The organism is Bacillus sp. SIMBA_005, from assembly GCF_046535585.1.
Lineage (GTDB): Bacteria > Bacillota > Bacilli > Bacillales > Bacillaceae > Bacillus > Bacillus pumilus.
Genome location: NZ_JAWRWI010000006.1, coordinates 254,023 through 279,403, shown reverse-complemented (window position 1 = coordinate 279,403; position 25,381 = coordinate 254,023). Strand labels below are relative to the sequence as shown.

General features: G+C 39.8%; 20 protein-coding genes and 2 other annotated features. Of the genes, 4 read left to right on the top strand and 16 right to left on the bottom strand.

The window, feature by feature from the left end; all coding sequences use genetic code 11:
* Positions 1 to 3: 3 nt before the first annotated feature.
* From SB660_RS12335 to SB660_RS12310, 6 genes are all read right to left on the bottom strand, one after another.
* Complete coding sequence (locus tag SB660_RS12335) at positions 4 to 930, bottom strand: ABC transporter substrate-binding protein (protein ID WP_061407121.1); 927 nt, start codon at positions 928 to 930, stop codon at positions 4 to 6.
* Positions 931 to 1,039: 109 nt separating this feature from the next.
* Positions 1,040 to 2,644, bottom strand: coding sequence for a helix-turn-helix domain-containing protein (locus tag SB660_RS12330; protein WP_339165278.1), 1,605 nt, complete (start codon positions 2,642 to 2,644; stop codon positions 1,040 to 1,042).
* Positions 2,645 to 2,719: 75 nt separating this feature from the next.
* On the bottom strand, positions 2,720 to 3,760 hold the full coding sequence (locus tag SB660_RS12325; protein WP_410582773.1) for an NAD(P)/FAD-dependent oxidoreductase: 1,041 nt from the start codon (positions 3,758 to 3,760) through the stop codon (positions 2,720 to 2,722).
* A gap of 152 nt (positions 3,761 to 3,912) precedes the next feature.
* Complete coding sequence (locus SB660_RS12320) at positions 3,913 to 4,542, bottom strand: rhamnogalacturonan acetylesterase (protein ID WP_410582772.1); 630 nt, start codon at positions 4,540 to 4,542, stop codon at positions 3,913 to 3,915.
* Positions 4,543 to 4,692: 150 nt separating this feature from the next.
* Positions 4,693 to 5,157 carry a DUF6884 domain-containing protein gene (locus SB660_RS12315; protein ID WP_268497979.1) on the bottom strand — a complete coding sequence of 155 codons (465 nt, stop codon included), beginning with the start codon at positions 5,155 to 5,157 and terminating at the stop codon, positions 4,693 to 4,695.
* Positions 5,154 to 5,702, bottom strand: coding sequence for a VanZ family protein (locus SB660_RS12310; protein WP_058015754.1), 549 nt, complete (start codon positions 5,700 to 5,702; stop codon positions 5,154 to 5,156). The genes SB660_RS12315 and SB660_RS12310 overlap by 4 nt, the downstream gene beginning before the upstream one ends.
* Before the next feature lie 173 nt (positions 5,703 to 5,875).
* On the opposite strand from SB660_RS12310, the gene SB660_RS12305 reads away from it, so the two are divergent.
* The 3 genes from SB660_RS12305 (at position 5,876) to SB660_RS12295 (ending at position 7,194) form a co-directional block, all read left to right on the top strand.
* Positions 5,876 to 6,454 (top strand): TetR/AcrR family transcriptional regulator, encoded by a 579-nt coding sequence (locus SB660_RS12305; protein ID WP_144463097.1) that lies wholly within the window; start codon positions 5,876 to 5,878, stop codon positions 6,452 to 6,454.
* An 80-nt stretch (positions 6,455 to 6,534) separates the two neighbouring features.
* Positions 6,535 to 6,879: a DMT family transporter gene (locus SB660_RS12300; protein WP_017358819.1), complete on the top strand. Its 345-nt coding sequence runs from the start codon at positions 6,535 to 6,537 to the stop codon at positions 6,877 to 6,879.
* Complete coding sequence (locus SB660_RS12295; protein ID WP_034665057.1) at positions 6,880 to 7,194, top strand: DMT family transporter; 315 nt, start codon at positions 6,880 to 6,882, stop codon at positions 7,192 to 7,194.
* 52 nt (positions 7,195 to 7,246) lie between these two features.
* Here SB660_RS12295 and SB660_RS12290 read toward each other — a convergent pair whose 3' ends face one another.
* The 3 genes from SB660_RS12290 to SB660_RS12280 are packed head-to-tail and all read right to left on the bottom strand — an operon-like array spanning position 7,247 to position 14,336.
* Positions 7,247 to 7,573: a hypothetical protein gene (locus tag SB660_RS12290; RefSeq protein WP_058015752.1), complete on the bottom strand. Its 327-nt coding sequence runs from the start codon at positions 7,571 to 7,573 to the stop codon at positions 7,247 to 7,249.
* Positions 7,566 to 8,168 (bottom strand): class D sortase, encoded by a 603-nt coding sequence (locus SB660_RS12285; protein WP_058015751.1) that lies wholly within the window; start codon positions 8,166 to 8,168, stop codon positions 7,566 to 7,568. Before SB660_RS12285 ends, SB660_RS12290 begins: the two co-directional genes overlap by 8 nt.
* Positions 8,169 to 8,189: 21 nt before the next feature.
* Complete coding sequence (locus tag SB660_RS12280) at positions 8,190 to 14,336, bottom strand: SpaA isopeptide-forming pilin-related protein (protein WP_410582769.1); 6,147 nt, start codon at positions 14,334 to 14,336, stop codon at positions 8,190 to 8,192.
* Between the two features lie 710 nt (positions 14,337 to 15,046).
* Here SB660_RS12280 and SB660_RS12275 point away from each other — a divergent pair.
* Positions 15,047 to 16,555 carry an AcpB/EbpR/MafR family transcriptional regulator gene (locus tag SB660_RS12275; RefSeq protein WP_268497983.1) on the top strand — a complete coding sequence of 503 codons (1,509 nt, stop codon included), beginning with the start codon at positions 15,047 to 15,049 and terminating at the stop codon, positions 16,553 to 16,555.
* A gap of 53 nt (positions 16,556 to 16,608) precedes the next feature.
* Here the strand turns inward: SB660_RS12275 and SB660_RS12270 are convergent, their stop codons facing one another.
* From SB660_RS12270 to SB660_RS12240, 7 genes are all read right to left on the bottom strand, one after another.
* On the bottom strand, positions 16,609 to 16,890 hold the full coding sequence (locus tag SB660_RS12270) for a hypothetical protein (RefSeq protein WP_003217864.1): 282 nt from the start codon (positions 16,888 to 16,890) through the stop codon (positions 16,609 to 16,611).
* 313 nt (positions 16,891 to 17,203) lie between these two features.
* Positions 17,204 to 18,484, bottom strand: a complete 1,281-nt coding sequence (locus SB660_RS12265) for a hypothetical protein (protein WP_268497984.1) — start codon at positions 18,482 to 18,484, stop codon at positions 17,204 to 17,206.
* A gap of 26 nt (positions 18,485 to 18,510) precedes the next feature.
* Positions 18,511 to 19,077 carry a hypothetical protein gene (locus SB660_RS12260; protein WP_268497985.1) on the bottom strand — a complete coding sequence of 189 codons (567 nt, stop codon included), beginning with the start codon at positions 19,075 to 19,077 and terminating at the stop codon, positions 18,511 to 18,513.
* A gap of 166 nt (positions 19,078 to 19,243) precedes the next feature.
* Positions 19,244 to 21,175: a threonine--tRNA ligase gene (thrS, locus tag SB660_RS12255; protein WP_268497987.1), complete on the bottom strand. Its 1,932-nt coding sequence runs from the start codon at positions 21,173 to 21,175 to the stop codon at positions 19,244 to 19,246.
* Positions 21,176 to 21,225: 50 nt separating this feature from the next.
* Positions 21,226 to 21,450, bottom strand: a binding site (T-box leader).
* Between the two features lie 37 nt (positions 21,451 to 21,487).
* Positions 21,488 to 21,710, bottom strand: a binding site (T-box leader).
* Between the two features lie 74 nt (positions 21,711 to 21,784).
* Entirely contained in the window at positions 21,785 to 22,969 is a 1,185-nt protein-coding gene (locus SB660_RS12250; RefSeq protein ID WP_268498278.1) for a DUF1835 domain-containing protein, read from the bottom strand.
* 236 nt (positions 22,970 to 23,205) lie between these two features.
* Positions 23,206 to 24,036, bottom strand: a complete 831-nt coding sequence (locus SB660_RS12245) for a DNA alkylation repair protein (RefSeq protein ID WP_410582766.1) — start codon at positions 24,034 to 24,036, stop codon at positions 23,206 to 23,208.
* Between the two features lie 136 nt (positions 24,037 to 24,172).
* Entirely contained in the window at positions 24,173 to 25,360 is a 1,188-nt protein-coding gene (locus SB660_RS12240; protein WP_410582764.1) for an MFS transporter, read from the bottom strand.
* Between the last annotated feature and the right edge of the window lie 21 nt (positions 25,361 to 25,381).

Below are 25,381 nucleotides of genomic sequence, written 5' to 3'. Positions count from 1 at the left end.
CTCCTACTGATGAGATAAATCTGTCAATATATCAGCAAATTTTTCAGCTTGATTCATGACTGCAATTGGATCATAAGGCCAAAAGAATTCTGCATCTAGTTGATAGGTTTGCTCTTTTTTGACAGCTTTTAAACTCTTCCAAATGGAATTATTTTTATCAAATGTCCCGCCATTTGATTCATCAATGAATATATAATCTCCTGCATATTTCGGAAGGGTTTCATAGGAGAGTACTTCGTAGCCTGTTTTACTGTTTAAAATTATATCTTCGACCTGCTTTGGTGGGTTCATTTGCAGTTGTTGATATAGTGCCTGTCCACCTCGGTAAATTCCGTTCCCATACACATACACATCGTTTTTAAACGCGCCCATGATGGACACTGTGTCATTCTCTTTTAATGCAGACTTCACTTTTTTTCGAGCTGTTTCGATTCGTTGATCAAAGGAGGCAAGAAACGCCTTTCCTTCCGCTTCTTTGTTTAACACTTTAGCCAAAGTCTTGATTTCTTCCTGTGCATCTTTGAATGAATTGTAAGGGTATACGAGTGTTGGCGCTATTTTTTTATACACATCATAGACTTTTTCGTCCTGTACTGCTGTGATAATCAGATCAGGCTTTAAGCTAAGTACTTTTTCAGCTGAACGTTCGTCACTAATGTCCTCTATTCCTTTGATCTTGTCCTTCAAGTGTACATTCTTTAAATCTTGTGTTGTTGCACCTACAGGGTGAACATCCAATGCAATGGCACTGCCTAAATATCCATCTATGAGAATGCGTTTTGGGTTTGCCGGAATGTCGATTTTTCCTTTTACGGTCTCAATGGTTTTCGTTTGTTCCTTTGTTTCTGCCGTTTTGGCTTGTTCTTTATGACCACAGGCTGACAATATCAGCATGAGGATGACAGCACATATCCAATATGTCTTTTTCATATGAGTATTCCTCCTTCATTCCCTGATATAAATGAGAATAGTTATCAATTACTAGTCTCATGTATTCTAACAACCTCATACGAAATGGTCTATGGAGGATTCTCGCAACTTACATATGGACAATTGTTGGATCGGCTGCCTGAGTTAATTGGGAGACAAATCGGTTCATTAAATGAATCACCCGCTCCCCCTCATCAAATCGAAACTCCTCTAGCTTTAGTGGATAGAAGGTTCCGTTTTTCACAGCAGATAATTGACGAAGAACATCGCTTTCCTCCAGCCGCTGATCCATTTGTTCATACCACCCATGTTCAACACTTACAATAAAAAACATGTGATCCGCCTCGAATTCTCTTAGCCTCTCTAAAGGAATGACTGTATGTTGATTAGGGAGAAGAACTTCTTCTAGAATCGTCTTCGGAGGCTTTAAGTCAAGCGTTTCATAAAGGTAGAAGGCGCCTCTAGCATCATAGGACCACATATACACTTTGTCATGTCCTCTCATTTCATAAATCGCCACTGTCTCTCCTTTTTTCCTAAAGGAAGATAGATCATTTCTTGCCTTCTGACTCACATGTTTGAAGCGTTTCACCCAATCATCTGCCTCTTTCTCTCTTCCTAACAGGCGGCCTGTAGATAAGACCTCTTGTACCACATGACCACCGCCATATGGCAAAACAAGGACAGGGGCAATCCGCTCCAACCGCTTGATCAACTCAGGCTTCGAATAAAAATAGTTAGGAATGATGATTAAATCTAGTTGAAGTGATTTGAAAACGTCATCAGGCGTGTGTTCATCTATGACCAGCGCACCTGCCAGCTGATCTTTGAGTATATCTGAATGAAGAAAGGTTTCTTTTTCAATGCAGACAGGGCGAATGCCTAGCGCGACCAATGTTCCGACAAATTGAAAAGCAGCAATCCGCTCTGGTCTTCGATTGTTTCGGAACTGACTAGGGGTCCTTCCTGTCTTCCGCCTGAAGATCCTGCTGAAATATAAACTGTCTGTATAGCCCACTTGCCGCGCAATCATTTGAATTTGATCATCTGTTTGCAGAAGACGTTTTTTTGCTTCATCCATTCGAATTTGGGCAATATAGTCCGTCACACTTAGTCCCATACTTTGTTTGAAAAAGGTCGAAAAATAGCTCTCATGAAAACCCATCTTATGGGCTAAGTCTTTTCTCGTTAGCTTTTTTTCATAATGCTGCGCCATATATTGCAAAATCATTTCAATAGAATAATGCACCTTCTCAGTGTATGGCTTGGATTGACGGTGAAAGATGTGCATGATGTCCTCCAGCCCCTTCACCTGTTCTTGGGTGCTTTGACTCGTCTTCATTTGTTTGATGCAGGAAAAAAGCATGGCAGAGCCTTTGACCATCGATCCATTATCCGGGAGATCGTCATAATTCATCTTATAGACCAATTCATTTTGCGCATCATTTGCCAGGGTAAATTGGTTAAATGTGATTGTGTGAATTGACACCACCTCGCTTGATAAAGATTGGAGCATGACGTTTATACCTGAGCGGATCAATATACTGTCTTTTGCGTTTAGCTGATATTGTAATCCTTCCATTTCAATTCTCACAGATCCATCGCAAGTCAAGAACATAGGGGAAGATGTTTGCCAGGAGACTGTTTGTTTGTCAGAAAGAGATCGCTCTCTACTTTCTTTCATGCGCAGAATGGTATGAGTACGGGTTGTCATTTTCTCTTTCTCCTTCCATATAAAAAAAGTGCTAAAATTTTAGCACTTCAATGGTTGACTGGATGTTCCTGTTCATTAACGAGCGCCAGCCGTTTGCAATTCTTTGTTTTTCTCTTTAAAGCGTTCGTTATGAGAAGAAACATACGCCACTTTTTCGGCTTCTGGCTCGATATACAGCTTTGCGCTATTGAGCGCATTGACTCCGTCAACAAATGTCCCAGCAATTAAGCGGACCTTGCTTTTATGTGTACATAAATCGCCTACCGCATAGACGCCCGGTAAATTGGTTTCCATTTTTTCATTGACCTCGATTAGTCCCCATTCACCTTGCTTGAGTCCCCATTCTGATAGCACGCTTAAATCGCCTTTCATACCGTGGTTGACGATGACAGCGTCTGTTTCTATTCGTTCGATTTCACCTGTCTCTAAATGTTGAATAGTGACAGCATCAATTTTGTCATCTTGACCATGAAGTTCCGTCAGTTCATGTGGGGTTAAAATTCGTGTGCAAGATGCTTTCATGTTGGCGACGTTTTTCTCATGTCCGCCAAACATGTCACGGCGATGCACGACGGTGACACTTTCAGCAATTGGAACAAGGGCATTTGCCCAGTCAACCGCAGAATCGCCGCCTCCAGAGATGACCACTCGCTTTCCTGCAAATGTCTTAAGCTCCTGCACTGTGTAATAAAGGTTTGTCACTTCATAACGGTCTGCATGCTCGATTTCAAGTTTCCGCTGAACAGGAATACCGTGGCCCATTGCTAAAATGAGGGTCTTCGTCAAATGGCGATCACCATTCTCAGCTGTCAGCAAAATGTTCTGATGTTCATCGCGCTCGAATGACGTGATTTTTTGATTCAGTGCAATCTCTGGTTCAAATGTTTTCGCCTGCGTTTCCAGCTGCTGAATCAACTGTTCACCTCTTGTTGGCGGCAAACCGCCTACATCCCAAATGACCTTTTCAGGATACAGTAGGATTTTCCCGCCAAGGCTTTCGTTATACTCAAGTACCTTCGTCTTTAAATCCCGCATCCCACTATAAAAGGCGGTGTACATTCCTGCTGGACCGCCGCCAATAATGGTGACGTCAAACAATTCAAGTTGTTCTGTCATTTGAGTCCCTCCAGTTTTTCATCGATTGATCTATTTATAAGTGATATTGATTCTCATTATCATATGTACCTATTGTAGTCTACTCTGGTGAAGGGAATCAATAGCTTTCTGCAAAAAAGAACAGGACGAGCGCTTTCTCGTCCTGTCCTCCATCACACAATCGTTAATCCAAGGTCCTTTAATTCCAGCGAAACAATTCTTGCAATCGCATCTGCTCCTTCTTTTGTAAAGTGCGTGCGATCCTCTATGCCTGTTGACAGCATAAAGTAAGAAGTCGTTTTCTCTATGCCGGAAATTTGATAAAACTGAAGGCTTGCCGTATTTAAATCTACAAGAAGGACTTCTTCTTCATCAGCTAGTTCTTTCATAGCGGCACAGTAATCAGGGAAATCATTGATATATTCTCCGTCTTTTTCATGAAAGCGGCCGACTGGCGTTAATAAAAGCGGTGTAGCTCCTTTCGCTCTTGCTCCGTGAATATATTGAGACAAATAGCTTTTATACGTTGTGAAAGGATCTGTATGCCGTTCGGGCTTCTCCGTTGAAGCATCATTGTGCCCCATTTGTGTAAACAGCCAGTCCCCAGGCTGAATGTCAGCCAATATTTTATCAAGCCGTCCTTCTTCAATGAATGTTTTTGAGCTTCTTCCACCGATTGCGCGGTTGTCGACGCTCACACCCTGCGCTGTGTAGCGATGTAAAAACTCTCCCCACCCTCCTTGAACAGGACGATCTGGGTAAGATGAAACGGTTGAATCACCAGCTAAATAGATGGTTGTCATGTTCATACGCCCCCTTTTTCATATAGCCACTCTAATAAGCGATGCGGACATCCAAGTGGCTGCTGAAAAGATATGAAACAATCAGCATCGCTACTTCATTCATTCTCTTTTTAATGATCAAAACCCTGCTTACCGGTAGATGTGAATACGTTAAATATGCGGCGGAAGTTCTACTTTTGTCTCAACGGCTTGCTTTAACGCCTGAAGCATATAGCCAATTCCCTTATATGGAGCTAGCGGATAAATCGCTTTCTGATGAGGAAGTAATAAAGGATCGATCACCTTTCGATATTTCTTTCCACCTAGTATCACTAATTCATCATATGCAGTGAGATATTTTTCATGAAATTGCTGACTTAGTGCTTCTCTTGTTATCTGATCAGTATGCGGTGTACCAAAAGCCACATCATAATTTTCATGAATAATATCATCTACCTTTAAGAATCCATGCTTCGCTGAAATGATTAGGTAGTCTGAAAAGAATGTTTGGGCATAGCTTTTCGTACGTTGATGCAGCGGACTTAAATAAACGAGGTTCGCCGGCTGGCTCCCTGCCTCTGGATGGACGTCCCACATTTTCTTCGCCCCACATGGAATGATACAAACTCGCTTCACTTGATTTTCTCCTTCCTTCGTTGATACATCCGATACAACATACAACCTAGCGCTGTGCCAAGTGTATTTAAGAGAATATCATCAATATCGCTGCTTCTTGTAATCATACCAGATTGCGAGAATATCCATTGAAGCACTTCAATCATTGTTGACAAGAAAAAGCCAGCAAGAATCGCCTTTTGCCAGCGCAAGGTTCGGAATGCTTGATAGAGAAAAAAACCAAGTGGCACAAATAACAAAATGTTCCCTGCCAAATTTAAAAAAACAAGATTGGGATAGCCGTGATGATAGGCATGGAGATTTTGATAAATGGACTGCAAAGGCATGAGGTTGACACTCACCTGATCCCTTGGTGCGGAAAAACGATTAGGAAAGACCGTCAAATACAATAAAACATTCGTATACATAAACAGACAGGCAAGAACGATTTCTGTTCGTAAATAGATAAATCGTTTGTGCTTTTTCGCCTGTCTGTATCTCATATGTAGATAGAGCGGGACGAGCAAGAGAAAATAAGCAATGGAAAACATCGCACTGAATGTCATACGGAGAGCTGCCCCTTTCTCACATGATGCTTGACCATATTTACAGCTTATTCAGGCTTGCCTGCATCTATTCATCACTTATTCTCCTATTCAATGACGAGAAACCCATATTGACAAATCGTCATTTTTCCGCTAAACTGACTGACATTCAGTCATTTAAGGTCGGTGATGATGTGTCGAAACGAGAAAAGATTATGCTTGCTGCCATTGGCGCGTTTAAAGAAAAAGGAATCGAAAAGACGACCATTTCGGATATTGTGAAAGCAGCAGGAGTAGCGCAAGGAACGTTTTATTTATATTTTCCTTCAAAGCTTTCCGTCATGCCTGCTATCGCAGAACATCTTATCGCACAGATGGTGCCTGCGATCGAAAAGGAATTAACTCAGCATGCAGATGTCCTCGATCAAGCAGATGCGCTTGTTGAATTCATCTTCTCTTTTACAAGACAATACCGTGACGTCCTTGCTCTGACCTACTCAGGTTTAGCTGCCACGGAGCATTTAAAGGAATGGGAAGATATTTATGAGCCGATTTACAAATGGGTCGCTGCTTTTTTAGAAAAAGCAAAGCAGGACAATAAGGTCCGTGCGAATTTGAACTGTCAATATGCAGCCAAATTCATTATCGGTTTACTGGAATCGTCTGCTGAGCAAATGTACTTATTTACAGAAACAGATACAGAAGAGGTTCTGATTCAAAAGCGAGAGGTAAAGCAATTTCTCCTTTACGCACTTGGCATAGAGACACCTTAACTTAGTACAGCACTTGCTGTACGCTCTTTTTTGGTTTCAAAATGACGAATCGTCAGTTTTTAGTTTTAGGAGGAAATACGATGAAAAAAAGCTGGATGTATGTCGCACTCACTTGTTTATTCGAATTACTTTGGGTATTTGGTTTAAATAAAGCTGATGCTGTGTGGGAGTGGGCGATCATTATCTGCCTGATCCCGGTTGATTTTTATTTTTTAATGAAAGCCTGCGAGAAGCTGCCGACAGGCACCGTGTACGCCGTGTTTGCCGGAGTTGGAACGATTGGTACGTCTTTGATGGATTATGCGCTGTTTGGCGGTTCGTTTTCATTAGAAAAACTCTTATTTATGGGTATTTTAATTCTCGGCATTATTGGACTGAAAGTGTCTGATGGAGATGCACATGAGCAGAAAGGAGAAGCGGTATAAATGGGCTGGTTTTTTGTGCTGTTAGCCTCTGCCTTTGAAATTGGCGGAACCATTGGTCTCAATATGTTCAGTAAGAAAAAGCAAATCACGACAGGCATTTTATTTGTTGGCGGATTTGCCTTATCCTTTTTGTTTTTATACGCCTCGTTCTCTTCCGTTCAAGTATCCGTTGCCTATACAGTCTGGATTGGACTTGGAACAGCGGGCTCTGTCTTGTTTAATATGATTCTATTTAAAGAGCCGAAAAACATGATTCGTATCCTCAGCTTGCTGCTGATTGTGATTGGCGTCGTTGGGCTGAAGTTATTTGCGTAATTAAATCACAAAAAAGGAAGGGATCAAAGTCCCTTCCTTTTTTATTTCTCGTTTAATGGATATCTTGCTGCTCGAGCAAGATACCCATTGCGTAAATCATTTCGCCTTTTTCATCTAATAAAAAGTACACAATCAAAGGTTCGCCAAAAGCTACTGTTTGCTGCGTGAACAAAACACAGGTGAATTTTTCGATACCAATTGGAAGCTTTCTTTTTAATATAGGGTGAAGAATAGGCGAAGTCCGGATTGTATCTACATCAACATCCCAACATTCGTTTTTTAAAGTTGGATAATGCTCTGATAACAATTGGTGTAACATGTCGGTTGTGAGCGTTGCTTTTCCATCGTACCCATCATCTATTATGTTGGTGTTATACATCCGACGGCTGCTCACTTTTTGAAGCATTGATTCGTATTCCTTTTAAGACAAATCGTTTCTGGCCATCAAGAGTACAAGTGATCAATGTCAGTTCATTTTTCCCGCGATCCTTTAATACATCAACATCCGTCGGTTCAATTGTAGCTGAGCTGACAATTTTATATTCGTATGTTTTCGCTTGATGATGTAAGACAACTTTTTCTCCTTTCGGCACCTCAGGCAGCTGCCTGAAAAGCCGATCACCTCTATACCCTCTATGGCCTGCAATCGTGAAATTCCCTTCACCTGGCATTTGATGAGATTTGATCTGAGTCAGTGCAATACCTAAATTTTCTTTTGATGTAACAGGAAGCACTTTTTCGTTTAAATCAATTGACGGGATCTCTAGCTCCATTACATCTCGAAGGTCTTCTTCTGACACAGTGAGATGTGGAATAGAAGAAAGGGCATCACTGTCATTTTCTTCTATCATCTTTAATGCCTGTTCCATTGCCGCTGTCTCTTGAGAAGTTCGCCACTCATATATAAAAGGAACGGAGATGAGCATTAGTCCCGCGACCACCAAAAAGCTGCCTAATAAGGTTCTTTTTTTCATTAATACACTCGTTCCTTCCTTTTACTGAATGGTTCTTCTTCTAAGAACAAGGAGAACAGCTCCAGATACTACTAGTAAAATCCCTGCATACATCATATAACGCAGCCATTCTTCTCCAGTCTTTGGCAGCTCACCGTTTGAGTCATGGGGCGGATGTTGATCCCCTTTATCTGAGGCTGGAGGATTCGTGTGGTCCTCTTCATTCTTCATTGGAGCATTTTTCACAATCATTGTCTTGATCTCCACTTCGCCCATTTGAATTGTAAAAGCGAGTGGTTTTTTTAAAGCTACATAACCATTTGGAGCTTTCGTCTCTGTGAGTGTATATTCACCAGGTTTAAGCCCTTTGACAATGGCTTCTCCGTCTTTTCCTGTTGTCACAGATTTTATCGTTTTTCCAGCTTTTGTACGAATGTCAAAGGCTGCACCTTTTAAGGTTCTATCTGTCTGCGAATCTACCTTTATGATACGCAGACTTCCTAAGATCAAATGATTCTTTGCTGTTAATTGAAGTGGCTTCTGCTGATTTTTTTCAATTGTAAACAGGATCGGCTTATGATCCAATTGATAGCCATGAGGTGCTTTCGTTTCAACGAATTGATATTCTCCCGGTTTTAGATCGTTGATATGAAGCTTTCCTTTTTGGTCGGTTACAAGTGATTTCTTCAACGTTTTCCCTTCTTTACTCAGAAGAGCAAACTCTGCATGTTCGAGCGTATGTCCCTCATCATCCACTTTGGTCAGTTCCACTGCTCCCGGCGTCAGTTTGTTGATCATTTCTACTTTTGCTGGTTTGTCTTGACCTAATCGAATCGTAAATGAGACAGGTGTCTGATCCAATTCATAGCCGGCAATGCTTGCTGTTTCGACAAATTGGTAGGTTCCTGGCTTCAGTTGATCGACTGTCAGTTGACCGTTTTTGTCTGTCTTTAAGTCTTTCTTCACACGCTGACCGTGCGCATCAATCAGTTCAAAGGTCACGCCAGCGAGCAACTGACCATCCTCCCCTTTTTTCTCAAGTTTCACAGCACTTGTCGTCCGAATATTTTCTTTTGTCACTTTCACCAGTTGATTTGGATTGAAATCAATCTTGAAGTCTACTGGTTCTGCATCAAGTTGATGTCCAAAAGGAGCCTTCGTTTCAACCAATTGGTAAGCGCCTGGTTTCAAATCGTTGACAGTGATGATGCCTTTTTCGTTGGTTGTTAAACCTGACATCAATTCTTTACCATCGTCATTGAAAAGTGTAAATTCTGCGCCTTTCAATCTTTCTTTTTCTTCCCCTATTTTTGTTAGTTCTACAGAACCTTTCTTGAGCTGATTGATGGCCTCCACTTGAATCAATTCTTTTTGACCTAATTCAACTTCAAAGACAAGTGGTGTCGCACTCAATTCATAGCCTTCAAGACTCTTTCTTTCAACAAATTGATAGGTTCCTGGTTTTAGACCTGTGAAGGTAATCTTTCCATCCTGATTGGTTGAGATTCCTTCTCCTCCTGCCACTATTTTTCCTTTGGCATCAGATAGATCAAAGACAACCCCTTCTAATGATTTTCCATCTTCGCCTTTTTTGTGTAACAGCACTCCGCCTGTAGTGCGGCTATTTTCTTTTGTCACACTGACTAGCTTCTCAGGGTTAAATGGGATAGCAAAAGTGACAGGTGTTTCGTCAAGCTCATGACCGAATGGAGCCTTCGTTTCAACAAACTGATAGGTTCCTGGTTTAAGATCGTTGACGATGATTTCCCCGTTCTGATCAGTGACAAGACCTGTTTTTATCTCTTTTCCATTTGCATCTACAAGCTTGAATTCTGCTCCTTCAAGCGCTTCATTCTTTTCACCAAGCTTCGTGAGCTGGACAGCTCCAGTTTTGAGATCATTGATCACTTTGATCTCTGCCGGTGTTTTTTGTGCGATTTCGATGGTAAACGGATAAGGTTTGTTTTTCTTTTGATAACCATCAATACTCTCTGTCTCTACAAGCTGATATTTTCCCGGTTTGAGGTTATTGACCAAAAGCTTCCCATCTTCATCTGTTGTCAAATCTTTACGTACAACTTCGTCATTTTGATCCGTGATTTCAAATCGAACACCTTGAAGCTTCTTGCCATCTTCCCCTTCTTTCATCACTTCTAGTGCACTTGTTTCATATAGGTTCTTTTGTGAAATGATGACTGGTTCTGTTGGATCGAGTGGTACTTCAAATGTGATTGGTGTTTCATCTAATACATAACCATCGGGTGCTTTTGTTTCAATGAGCTGATACGTACCCGGTCTTAGTTCGCTTATCGTGATCTTGCCATTTTCTCCTGTGACGAGCGAACCATTTAGCTCATGCCCATCTTGATCTAAGAGCTTGAACTGTGCACCTTCTAGTCTCTCTCCGCCTTCACCTATTTTGCTCAATTCAGCAGAGCCTTTGATGATGTCATTTACTGCAGTGACAATCGTTGTTTCTGTTTGATTTTCTTTAATGGTGAACGGCCATTTTTGCTGATTTAATTGATAGCCTTTCGGTGCGTTTGTCTCCACAAAATAATAGGAACCTGGGTCAAGATGTTTGAAAAGAATTTCTCCTTTTTCGTCCGTTTTCAAATGGGTTTGAACGGTATCCCCAGATTCATTTTTTAGTTCAAATTCTGCATTCTCTAATGCAGCACCTGTCTCTTTGTCTTTTTTCGTGAGCTTGACATGCTGGCGGATTTCTTGGTTCTGCACCGTCATGCTATTTCCTGTTTTCGCTTGATCTCCTGATTCATAAGGCTGATCAATCGTGACATTGATTGGTTCTTTTGTCTTAATATAACCATCGGGTGCTTTCTCTTCTGTCACGATATAGTCACCATACAGAAGACGATCAAATCGAAGAGCTCCTTCTTCATCTGTTGTCTTTGTTCCAATGACGATACCGCTCGCCGCATCTGTCAGAGAAAAGCTTGCTCCTTTTAGCACTTTTCCACTACTCGCATCTACTTTTTTAATGGTTAAAGCGCCAATCGCTCCTGTGCCATCTCCCATGCCAGCGGTACGTTTGACCACAATTGAGGCTTCGGATTCCTTTTTAATTTCTTTTACATTTTCACCTCTAAACGTTACTTCGTTTTGTAGTGTACTTCCCACCTTATCTAAAATGAGAGATTGGTATTCTAAAATATATGGTCTCGTGATTTCTTCTTTAAATTTGATTTGAAAAGAATCTGGATCGAATTCAAGGTCTAGCTCATAATCCTTCCCTTTTTCCAGCTCTTCCTTTTTGGTCACTTGCCCCTTTTCATCTATTGTCGTCGAATACAGATGAAATGAGTTTTCTATTATGGCTTGGTTACTGCTCGGATGGTCTATAATCGTCGCATCTTGGACTGTTGATTGACCAAAGTTGATATTCAGTTTCCAATCAATGACTTTTCCTTGCTGATTTCCTGATTTGCTTGTGTATTTCCCTCCATTTGGAATGGATACCTCAGCATTCACGTCTGATTCTTTCGTCTTTCCATCATACAGGGTCGCTTTATTTTCATAGGTTTTCTGTACTAAATCCATTCCTTCAACACTTGTTTGATACGTGATTTTGTATGGGGAATCAATGGCATGTTTGAAAGTGACTTCGAAGCCTGATTCTCCCTTTTCATTTTCAAGGAATTTGATGTCATAATGTTCTTTCGCTAATACCTCTTTTTCTTCCGCCCCATTTTCCCCGCCTTGTAAATCAAGCGAGTAGACGATGATTGAATCTTTAAGCAAACGCTGATTTCCTTGAATGAAATCCTCGATTTTCGCCTCTTCTAAATGTTTCAAGTTATAGTTCACACCGATATTCCATGTGATCTCTTTTTTCTTTGCATCATATGTTCCGTTCTTGAACCCATTTGACTGCGTGTATGTGTCAGGCGTGAAGACAGATTGATTTTCCTTCGTCAAATCCTTGCCATCCTCATTTACCCATTCAAGCTTTACATGATTACGCAGGTTCTTTTGATCTTTATCTGCTCTTTTTTCATAATCAAAAGAAGTTGTATATGTGACGGTATGTTCTGTCTTGATTTCTTTCATAAATTGAATATCAAAACCATTTGCATGTTCAACGATTTGATAATCTGTGCCTTCTTCAAGCACTGTATTACCTGTCGTCACTTTTAAACTATCTTTTTGCAGCGTCAATCCTTCGTTTGTAAACGTATCTTTTAATATCAGGTTGTTCATGGTTTGTTGATCTTTGTTGAAGACGATACGCCATGGAATGGTCTTGTTCTTGTAATTCGGTGTTCCATGATTTTTCGTCAGGATTTGCTGATCAATTCTTTGCTTTCCTTGTTTGCTCTCTTTACCAGCTGTTACAGTATTGATAATCTCTTCAGCTTCGAAAATTCGCTCGGTTGCTTTTGTTTGATATGTGATAAGATAAGCCGATTGAATATCTTGATTGAATTGCAAGGTAAACCCGTTTTGTTCATCCTTTTTTTGAGGTTGAACCACATAATTTCCAAACGCTTTTGTTCCTGATTCTTTACCATCCTGATCAATTGTGACTTCCTTGACTTGAAATGAATCAGAAATCAGCGCCTGTGTGCCATTAAAGAAGTCTTCTAACAAAGCATCCTTTTCAGCAATCTTTTTTTCGTTATAGTTATAACGAATTTCCCACGTAATTGTTTGTGTGACTGGGTCGTAGTGGGCGGCTTTTTTATTTAAAGGACTGCCTCTTGTCACATTCACTGTTCCTTCTGCTGAACTAATCACTTTATCAGCAGAGACAAGGGACGCTTTATTACGAAACGCAGACTGATCTTGATTCGTAATGTCCGTTTCATACATTAAACGGTAGGCTAGATGCACGTCATCTTTAAATTCAATCGTGAAATCTTGACCATCTGCTGTTTGGCCGATTGTGTAGTGATTTTCATCAAGCAGCTGACCAAGTGATGTTTCACCATTTAGCTTTGTATCAACACGATAAAGCTTGATTGAATCTTTCTTTAACGCTTGACCTTCTTGAATCGGATCTAACAGTTTCGCTTGTTTCACATCGTCTAAGTCCATATTAAAATCGACTGTCCATTGAATGGTTTCAGCATTGTAAGATCGATTTGGTTCTCCCTTTTTCGAGACGTTTGGACCATTTGGAATGTATTGAATAGGGATCGATATCGTATCTTTGCCTTCAATCGGGGTAATGACTACTTCTTTTTCTTCAGTAATGACTGTTTTTTGATCTAATTGCGTCCACACTTGAAGTGTTCCATGGATATTTGAATATTGTTTAATAAAATCCGTGAATTCGATGAAGGCATTTCCGCTCTCATCTACAGAAAAATAGCCAATGGTTGCCTGATTAAATTTCATCTCGAGACGATCGATTTTTTCGTAAATGACTAATTCCTCTGGAACCTTGAAATGGAATTCATCCCCGCCATTATAGCTATGACCATTTGGGATCGCCCACTCATAGTTAATGGAAATAAGCGAGTTGATGTCAGGCTTATCAACTGAATTTCCTTCCTGATCTTCAAAAATTAATTTTGCATCAGTGAGAAGATTTTCTTGTATCTGCATTTGTTTTGAAACACTTTGCAGCCCTACACGCTTAGATACGTTCACTTTGTTTTTTAGTAATTCCTCTTCATCGCTTTGTTTCGTTTGAACGGCTTCTTGATTCTTATCTTCTTTTTCAAATGAGGTTGAGTCCTCTTTTGGAAGGCTTTCTTCACCCTCATTTTGCTTTGTTTTCTCTTTTTGCTCAGCTATACTAGTGACATCGATGTCTATTGATCCTTCTAAATTTGGATCAAGCTCAACATCCTCTTTCAATATGACCGTCACTTCATTTTGTTTTGAAACGGTATACTCGCCAACAGGTATGTCACCCACAGTAATTAGTTCCTTCTGCTCCTTTTCTACCTGTATGCCTGCAGGAAGTGAGAGAACATACGGAAATTGCTTTTTTAGATCAATTCCTTTTATAGACCAATGAACAATGGCCTTTCTGACTTGCTGATCTTCCTTGTTTGATAACTTGTTTCCTTCGCTGTCAGCAAACTCAATATCCCCAAAAATATTTTCTTGAATTTCTTTGGCCTGTGCTCCTGCTAAAGGCAATATTCCCAATATACTTGACTGTATGACTAACACGGTGATGAGAGCCAATGACAATATTTTTTTCAATACATACACCCTTTTCTAAAATTAATTTTCAACAACAATAAAAAAACAATTTGGATACTATCTGATAAATCACTCCGCTTCTGATCAAATATTTTTTAAAAAAAGCTCCTTAAGACCCTATGAATAAAATGAGTTGATCAATCATGAGCTTGAAAGGGAATCATGAGTAGTGGATATAGTATCTGGATAGGGGGCTATAGAAATGGGGAATAGTGAGAGGGATCGTGAAAAGAATAAATGTGAATTTTTCTATTTATACTGGAATGAACAATAAATAATGTGTACATGCATATATAAGCATGTATTCACATATGGTTCGTTCATATGAAACAAGCATGTATCATATGGTATGTATGGTTAGACAGTTCAGCATCATGTAGATCGCATTCCTTTCTACTCCCTTTCATATGGTAATCAAAAAGCTGCTGCGTTTTATTCTTACATTTACCGTTTCAACAGCAAAAAAATAAACGAAATATCTAAAATGATCCATTTTTATAGGATTCATGGCTCATTTATCACCTTTTAAAAGAAAAATATGGAGAATCAACGTATAACATTTGTTTTCGTCTAATTTTTTTCTCTTTTATCATGAAAAGTGAAGACAAAACGATTTAGCCTAAACATTACAATCATTTCATGCCTATTTTGAGAATCAAATGTTCTTTAAGTGAACTTCATAACATAGAGGCAATCCAAAGAAAGGAGTTAGTTGTTTGATGGAGCTCATTGATAATAAATCAAAGAGATGGATAAACATTTTAAAACTGCTTGTATCCAAAAATAAGTGGTGGAGCCTTCAAGAGATATCGAATGAACATATCGGTTCGGTTCGTGCCATTCAAAGCGATTTAGAACAAATGAAATCGTTCCAAACAGAGAACGGAGAGCCGTTAATCCACATAAAGCCAAGACAAGGCATATCCATTTGTTATACACAGACGATACGAGTCGACTACTATATCAAGGAAATTTTAAAAGATACGATTGAAATTCGATTGATTGACGGCATTTTCTTCGAACAAAACAGGTCTTTCTATGAATGGATGGACACGCTTAATATCAGTAGATCCACATTGTATAACACCATTCATAAAATCAATTCAATTCTTATCTCTTATGACATTGAGTTACGCCCAGATAGTATGCAGTTCCATGGAAATGAGAAGGAGATTCGTCAATTTTTTGTTGAATTTTTGTTTGAAGTGTATGGAAGCCGGCTTTGGCCATTCGATGATATTCAAAAGCAAGACGCAGTTGATTTATTACAGGAGCTATTTCAGGTGCTTGAAGTCAATGTGCCAGATGTGGCGATAGATAAATACTGCCTGTGGTTTGCCGTCTCCATTCACCGAATGAGGAAAAATTTCACAATAAGCCGTAAATATACGTACTCAATGAAAGAGGAAAAACAAAATTCTGTAGCCAAAGGGATCTATAATCAAATCAAAACATGGGAAGAGCATATTTGCCGAATGACCAAAGACGTATTTGATGTGACGCTGGATCATCATGAATTTGTCTTTTTGCTATTGATCGAACCAGCTATTGGTCACTTTAAATCAATTGAAACTGTCGAAGAAAAATTGACGTTCTTTCAGTCACATACACCACGACTCTATGATGCCATTCATTCATTTATCAACCAATTGGAGTCGATTTTTCATCAAGAAATAGCGAATCGCAAGGTGATGACACTCGTTCTTCTCCAATATTATGTGTATTCCAATGAAATTACCGTGAGAGATGGGTTCCTTTTCAAAAAGAAATCGAGCTATTTATCAGAGGTGAAAAAACAGTTTCCTTACTTCTATTCGAGGATTACTCATATCATCCAAGAGTTAAAAACAGACGATATCCTCGGTTCTTTTGTGAAAAATGAACGGGAATTGATTCGTATCATTACGTCTTCATGGAGAGGACTTGTTCATTTGGAGATGGAACGGAGAAACGCGCTGAACATCTTTGTTATTTCAACATTAGGCTATTATCATAGCTTGTTTATTGCTGATTTAATTAAATTAAGCGTGCCTCCTCTCATTCACATTTTCACAAGTCCAGAGAATACATTAAATGATGTTACGATGGATCAACTTGGGATTGATATGATTGTGACTGATACTGAGCTTCCGGTTCAATTCGGGCGGTCTACGCTTCTGATCAGCTCTTTTCCAACAAAGAAAGAATTGGACAACTTGCACCGAAGATTGGTTGAAATGATCGACTAATCTATATCAAAAAAAGCTGCTGAGGAGCTCTCAAGCAGCTTTTTGCTTCTGTATTAATGAAGCACGATTTGTTCATTCATCAAATCAATGGCATAAAGTGATTGCTCATATTCATCTAATAATAGGTATACTTTGAGCGGTGCAGCGGTTTGATCGGTCTGCTGCGTGAATAGGACACAAGTGAATTTTTCGATCCCCTCTGGCAGCTTGCTTTTCAGAAAAGGATGAAGAATAGGAGAGATTCGAAGGGTATCAACATCTTTTAGCCAAAGTTCATCTTGTAACGCAGGATAATGGTCAACCAAAAACTGACGAAACACTTCCAATGTACTCAAGGTAGATATCCTCACTTTCTTCTATCATGGCTTCAAGCTTACCTAAAACAAACTTGTTTAAAGTCATCCTATGATGCCAGTCCATCAAATGTTGTATACTACTAGAGACATGATTTCATTTTTCTTCAAATAGCAATGTAGATCAACTTTACTGTCATGAGGTTTTCATATGTATGGCGTCTACTATATTCCAACCGATGGACCTATGATCATATTCTTATCTGTTTCTTTCGTGATGAAACGACAACTTCCTGCTACAAAATTCCAAATTTCTTCAAAAAATTGGTGCATTGAGACAAAAAAGAACAGCTCCTCACTGTTCTTTCAAAGAAAACACTTCGCCGCTCTCTGCATCAACACCCTCATGGCAATCAAGCTTTCCGCACAGAACATATTGTTTTTGCGCTTCGTCATAGACGTAGATAGGTGTAAGTTCAAGACGTTCTCTCAATTTTTCAAAGGCTTCTTTCTGAGTTACAGAAATTTCACTTGCCGCTTGAGAGGGGCTGAGTATCCCGCACACTTGAAACATTTCTTTTTTGTCTATGTAATGAACGGCTTCAAACGAGCTGGCATCAATGAAGACCTTGATCTTGTCCATAAACCCACTGTCTTCTTGCCCGTTCGTTTTTAATATTGCATGGATGTATCCATGATCACGATGGAGTGTTTTCAGAATCCACTTCCCTGTATCCTTTGGATATTTTTGCGCCAAGAAGGTTCGGACTGCTTTGATACACTCAGCTTGCTCTTCTTTTGATATCGGGAAGGAATCTGGTGACGGTTCCAATGAGAAAGCTTGTTCAGCTGAAATGTTCTCATGAATATTCATTTCCTTTTTTTCAAAAGCATTATTTAACGGTTCATTCCACTCAATGATCTCATTCATGTGTATACAGTGCGTTTCTTCACGCCCAATTTCAAACGGAAGCGTTCCTGTTCCATCGTTCTTCACATAAATTTCTTCTAATGCATAAATAGATCGGATTCGATTATGCTCGAAGGAAGGCCATTGAAACAGCTGCACTTGCTGCTCGGCTAAATTCTCCAGCTTATCAAGGGAAAGCGCATATTTCTCAGCTTTCAGTAATGTTTTGGCTAAAAATGGACCGTGGTGTGTAAAGTACATGAGCTGTCCATGTTCATCCCATTTCACTTCGATTCTGCCTGAAGGTGTTACTTTCACACCATCTATTGCTTCTTCGAAAGAAAGTTCCCCTTTTTCCTTCTGATGCATATAAAAATGCTCTCCATAGATCAACCCTGTTTCTTGTTCGATCCATTGAATGACATGGGCTGGATAAGGTCTCTTAAACGTGACACCATGCTGCGCATAGGTTTTGTCCATGACAAAAATAACCGATTCGATCTGTCCTGTATTCAAATTCACTTCAATAACAGCAGTGCCATCTGGGTTGACATCGTCATCCTCAGGTTCAGCTTCATGAGAGGGGAACCATTCCATATTCAATGTATAAATCGTTTCATTGAACATGTTGACGTAACGATAAAAGCTGTGTCTTTTTAAATAGTAAAAATCTAAGCCAAATTTCGCCTTTGTCTGATCGATTAGTTGTTGAATGTTTGCATTCATTTGTTTCACCTCAAAATGGTTATGTTTTATGGGAGAAGAAAAATGACGATAAAGATGAAGATGATGATTGCCATAAAAAATCCTAAAGCTATTGCCATTATGTTTGACTCTTTAGTGTAGCCTGTTAATTCACCTACAGTCGATCGGTCAATTTTTCTAAAACGAAAAAGCATGCTTATATTTAAAATGGCTAGAACCATCAAAAACAAGAAAATGATCAATGCAGGATCGACGGCACTGAACGTATTATCCACATTTTGAAAAGTGAATGATTGAATAAACATAATGCCACTCAATATGACTTTCCAAACATTATCTAACCGTTTTTCTTTTTCCCACTCTTTCCCTAATTTCTCTTTTTCATAAATAGCTATCTGCTCGAAAATTGGAATGAAAGATTTTGTTGTCCCTTTTCTAATAAAGCCTAAAATACCTTGAAGAAGCATTAAAATTCCTAAACAAAAAAGGAAATGTGTAAATTGGATTTTAACAATTTGAATCAACATAAAAAAAACGATAATCATAAGTCCGACAAATAAATTAGAGACAGCTATTTGTTTCGTCCTCATCTTTTTCAGTGCAGCTTGTTCCATGTCATAAACTCCTCTCCGTTTAAATGTTTCTGTTGAACGCTCTATCTTTATTACGATTCCACCGAAAAAATGTTTCAATATTTTCCCTTTTTATTGTCAATTCGGCTTTTTTCGCAAATGAAAAGACGCCCATCATTCAATGAACGTCTTATCCTTCTTCATGAAATCAGCACATCATTTCTTGAGCAGCTGTTCTGTCTTTTATTTGTTGAGCCGCCATGTGTTTAAAGTCATCAATAGACAGCTGTCTAGATGTCTTTTCTCCATGCTGTCTGATATTCAGTGTTTTTTCTTGCATTTCTGTATCGCCAATGACAGCGATATAAGGGATTTTTTGCATTTGTGCTTCTCTCATTTTATAGCCGAGTTTTTCATCCCGTTCATCGATTGTGACTCTGATTCCAATCTTTCTTAATTGCAGCTGCACCTCAAGGCAGTGGTCGAGGTGAACCTTTGAGACAGGGATGATTTGTACTTGTACTGGTGCCAGCCATAATGGGAAGGCGCCTGCATAATGCTCGATGAGAATACCAAGGAAACGATCAAGAGAACCGAAAATGGCACTGTGAATGACAACTGGCCGTACCTTTTCATTCTTTTCATTGATATATGTTAAATCAAATTTCTCAGGCATTTGAAAATCCAGCTGGATTGTGGCGCACTGGTGGCTCCGCTGCAAGGCGTCTTTAATATGAAAATCGATCTTCGGTCCATAAAATGCCCCATCTCCTTCATTTAGCTGATAATCGACCTTTAGCCGATCAAGCACATTCTTTAGCGCTGATTCTGAAATATCCCAAATGGCATCATCCCCTAACGCCTTTTCTGGACGAGTGGATAGTTCCACAGAGTACTCAAACCCAAATGTCCGATACACATGATCAACTAATTGGAAAATCCGTTTGATTTCAGCTTCAATTTGATCTTCTCTCAAAAAAATATGGGCATCGTCTTGGCAAAAAGTTCTGACCCTGAACAATCCATTTAATGCGCCGCTAAATTCATGACGATGCACCTGACCAAACTCAGCCATTCTGATCGGAAGGTCTCTGTATGAAAATAAGCTATTTTTAAACATAAGCATATGCCCTGGACAATTCATCGGTTTTAAAGCAAAGCTTGTATGATCAACTTCTGAGAAATACATATTTTCATGATAATGATCCCAGTGACCTGACTTTTCCCATAGCTCTTGGTTCATCATAAACGGTGTGCTCACTTCTTCATATTGCGCTTTGCTTCGAACTTCTCTTGAAAAGGCCATTAATTCATTTCTCACAAGCTGCCCTTTTGGTAAGTAAAACGGCATACCTGGCGCTTCTTCTGAAAACATAAACAGAGATAATTGTTTCCCTAATTTCCGGTGATCACGTTTGTTTGCTTCTTCTATGAAATGAAGATAATTAGCTAGTTGTTTTGGATGTTGAAACGCGACACCATACACTCGCTGCAATACATCTTGATGACTATCCCCCCGCCAATAAGCCCCTGCAACACGTGTTAGCTTAAATGACTTTACGAACCCAGTAGAAGGTAAATGAGGACCGCGGCATAAGTCGATAAATTCACCCTGCTGATACACTGTGATGGCCTCTTCTGAGGGGAGTCGTTTTAAGATATCTAGCTTATATGGATCATGTGCAAACAACAATTCAGCTTCTTTGTAAGAGACCTCCTTTCTTTGGATGAGAAGATTCTCGTTTATGATCTTTGTCATCTCTTTTTCAATTGCAGCCAAATCCTCTACACTTAATGTTTGATTGAGCTTCATATCATAGTAAAATCCATTTTCGATAACAGGTCCGATTCCAAGTGTGACATTGTCGTATAACCTTTTCACAGCTTGGGCTAATACGTGTGCAGATGTATGGCGCAGCACTTCAAGCCCTTCTTTTGAATCGAGTGTGACAATAGACAGCCGAGCATCACAATCCAGCTGATGACTGACATCGACCATTTGTTCATTGATCTTTCCTGCCACTGCTTTCTTCCTTAAGCTTGGGCTAATATAGGAGGCAACATCTGCGACAGTCGTACCTGCAGAGAACTCCTTTATCTTTCCGTCTGGAAATTGAATCTTCACCATTTTTTCTCTCATGACTGACACACCTTTCATTTTTTGATATAAAAAAACACACTCATCCCTCATAAAGGGACGAATGTGTAATCCGTGGTTCCACCCAAATTCCCATAACGCATATTCGCTTTATGGCTCTGGTGCCGTAACGTGGCATAGTCGGTATTGGATACTTCAATTTTCCCCAATACAGCTCAAAGGCGGTAAGACAACTTTTCTGCGTTAGGAAGATTTCAGCGTGACTTCCCTCTCTGGTAACCGATAAAAGTGGCTCATGTCCTTTTCAAAGCAATGATCATAGTTGAGTGAACAAAAAAACACACCCATCCCTCATAAAGGGACGAATGTGTAATCCGTGGTTCCACCCAAATTCCCATAATGCGTATTCGCTTTATGGCTCTGGTGCCGTAACGTGGCGTAGACGATATTGGATACTATGATTTCCCCAATACAGCTCAAAGGTGGTAAGACACTTTTCTGCGCTAGGAAGATTTCAGCGTGACTTCCCTCTCTGGTAACCAGTAAAAATGGCTCTTGTCCTTTTCTTCGCTTTTAATTTCTCCATATCTTACATGAAGGTGATGGATCATGTAAAGCATTATTTTTTGCAGTGCTACCGAAATTCATTCTTTAAATGATATGTTGGGTGTATTTACTTGGACTGTATTCAATTTGAAACGCAGGGAATAAGGCTCGTTTCACTTCTTCAGTGATGCGCTCTCCTTCTTGATTGAATTTCTTTTCCATGTCTGCACCATTTAGCACCAAATCATCTGTCTCTTCGTCAAACCAGCGGCCATACTGTATGTTCCAATTCCAGATCTTCGAGAAAAGTGTATCGCTTACTGGTACATCGTCTCTTTCTAAATGACATTGACAATGCCCACAATGAAAAGGTTCACCACCGTAATCTCCTTCAATTTTCACGAAAGGATGCTCCACAAATTCTCGACAGCACACCCATTTTTTGAAGTGCTGACCGAACTCTGTCAGTTTAAACGAGTAATAATGCATGGAAGTTCGGCTCCCTATCATGTCAAAAATCCCTTGATCAATTAATGTCTTAAGTCGATACTCAATAAAATCATCGCCGATATACTGTTCTAAATGACCGATCACTTCTCCTATTAATCGTGGCGTTACGATGTACTCCTCTTCTGGATGGGACTGATGAAGCCGCTTTGCCATTTTCACTAAATAAGCATCAAATTCATCCTCTAGTACGCTGATCGTTTGTCCTTTTTGCCATACTCTCAGGGTATGGTGTTCTTTAGCAAATAATAGCCATTCGTTTTGTAATTTCTCTCTTTCTTCTTTTGACACTGCGTGAATATGCTCTTTACTTCTGTACAAAACCTTCAATTTTTCAGATGTGATTTCCCCTGCATGTCGAATATCCATTCGTCTTGTATTTGTATTGAACAACTTGTCAAACGCAGTCGTTGTATTAATGAGAGACAATTCAATGTTTTTCTCTTTTAATAAGTAGATGGCATATCGCAAACCAATTTGCTCATGGGCATTATTGCCTGTCCAGATGAGGATACGCGTACCATCTTTGATATCTTTTATTTGCTGAATCATTCTATGCTGATCGATGACCATGTCATCAAAATGGCCAAATTCATTTGACATCACGTTACGAAGCCACTCTATACGCTTCTCCTGTCCCTCATGTTCTTGCAATTTCAGAAGGGGGCCAATCGAATAAATGTCATGAAAGACGATCATATCATTTACTTGCTCTTGCTTCATTTCGCAGAATGCTTGTTTTAAACTACCGGCAGCCGCTGCCCCAAATACGATATGTATCATTATTCGTCTCCCTTTATCTTACAGTTTATTTCATCTTCACCTATTCATGGTTCTTGCGTCAATTCTATTGAGTCAATTTCATTCAAAAGTATGACAATGAGAAGATAAGATATATAGAATGCAGAATTGAAGAGACTATATCCCACGAAATGGGGCTATATGTTTGCTGAGCTCGCTTTGAGACTTTCTCTCTGAATGATTGATAGAAATCCTCTTCATTCAGTTCATGTTCTTATTCACAAATTCCCCTTCACAATCGTTCTCTTGGCTTTCTTCACAATTCTGCTGGTTGCTTTTGTGTCGGAATCCTTTGACCACTGATCGCACAGGTTCGTTACCCAATTTGGTTGTGTTTTACTCGCGTCATTGAGCCAGTTTCCTACAGAATCTTGAACATATGTGGATGGATCGGATTTGAGTAAATTTAGAATAGGCAGTGCCCTCTCTGGCTCTTGTTTTAATAACTCAATATGCTTTGTCCATACCCCTCTCGGACGGATCGACTCTACAGAGAACCGGCGAATGTTTTCATCCTCACTTTTTGCCCATTCTGTTAAATGTTCTATACTTTGATCAAGCTGAAGACTTAGACTTTCTCTCACTGACATCCACGCAATTTCTCGAACACCAAAATGATAATCGGCTGCAAATGGCTGAATGTACGCCAGTTTCTCTTCCAATGTTGATAAACTCTGTTTGTTCATATAAGCAGCCCAGCATCGAACGCTATCAGATACGTGGTGAGCAAATGCCTGCAGCACTTTCGCTTGTTTTTCTTCATTCTCTTCACGCAGCACGTCATCTAACAATTGACCAATGAGCCGAATGGCTTTCATTCCTGATTCAGCTTTTTGTTTAGCGATCTCAGATGATACTTCCCCTAAACGATGGTCTAAACCAACGGACGGCAAAACATGCTGTATTAGCGTCATATGATTGACAGCCAGCCATTCAGTTAAATTCACACTTTCGATCTCTCCCTGATTCAAAAGGTTCAAGACGTCATGAGGGATATCAGTTCCCTTTCGAGCGCCTTTTCGATTGATCATTTCCTCACTTATTGGCATTCTGTATTCTCTCCTTGTCTAAGGCTTGGATATTGACTCCTATTGTAGCAAATAAACAACTTCACTGGTGCATTCTTCAAATCAAAAAGGAACTACCCGAATTAAGTAGTTCCTTCCATACAACATTGAATGTCAGTTAGCTTCCTTGCTCGATCACCTTCAAACTCTTACGCTGAGAAAATCGGGCAAACGCTACCATTAGAATGGTCATAAGTAAAGCGAGAAAAACCGTGCCAGCACTTATCCAGCTTAGGTTTAATATAGATGTTTCGCTTAGCACAAACCCTCCTACACCAGAGCCTAAGGCAAATCCGAATTGAATAAATGATGTATTGACACTTAACGCGATATCTGGAGATTTTGGTACAAGTGTGACAAGATATAGCTGCTGAGCTGGTGATGTGCTCCATGTAGCGATCATCCATATCATGATGACAGCCACCATAACCACGAGATTCCCTGTGACGAATGCTAGCAGCATGAGCATGATGATTTGCAAAATGATTCCTGTGAAAATCGTGAATATTGGGCCTTTTTTATCTGCTGCCATCCCTCCAAGGCTGGAGCCCAAAAAGCTGCATATTCCCGCTAGTAACAAAATGCCACTGATTTCTGTAATGCTCAGGTTTACTGATGCTTGCAGGAAGGGTGTTAAATAGGTAAACAACGTGGAATATCCACCTACATAAAATAGCGTCACTGCCACTGCCAGTAATATTCGTTTATCTTTTAAAATCGATAACTGCATACGAATCGTCACCGGTTCTTGTTCTTTCATAGAGGGGATTCGCCTGTACACAACAATCAGCGGAATCAGCGTGATCAATCCAATGGCTGCGAATAATGCTTTCCATCCGATCAGACTGCTTAGAAATGTCCCGATTGGAACGCCTAAAACCAAGGAGCTGCTGAGTCCCATTAAAATGATGCCAATAGCTGTTCCTCTTTTTTCACGTTCTACAAGACGAGTCGCAACAGCCATTGCCACTACAATAGCCGTCCCCCCACTGATTCCTTGTAAAATCCTTGTCATCATCACCATTTCAAACGAATGGCTGACACTTGTGATGACATTACTTAAAATAAAAATCATCAGCATCCATGACAGTATTTTTTTGCGGTCTATATTGATGGTCAGTGCAATGACAATAGGTGCACCGATGGCCGCTGAGAGCGCTAAAGACGTGACCAATAATCCAGCGGCAGACGTCGTGACATGTAAATCATCTGCGACCATTTGGATAATGCCTGTAATGATATATTCGATTGTTCCAATTAAAAAAGCTGCTAATGCAAGTAAATAGACAACGGTTTTATTCTTCATCGTGATGTTTCTCCTTTGGGC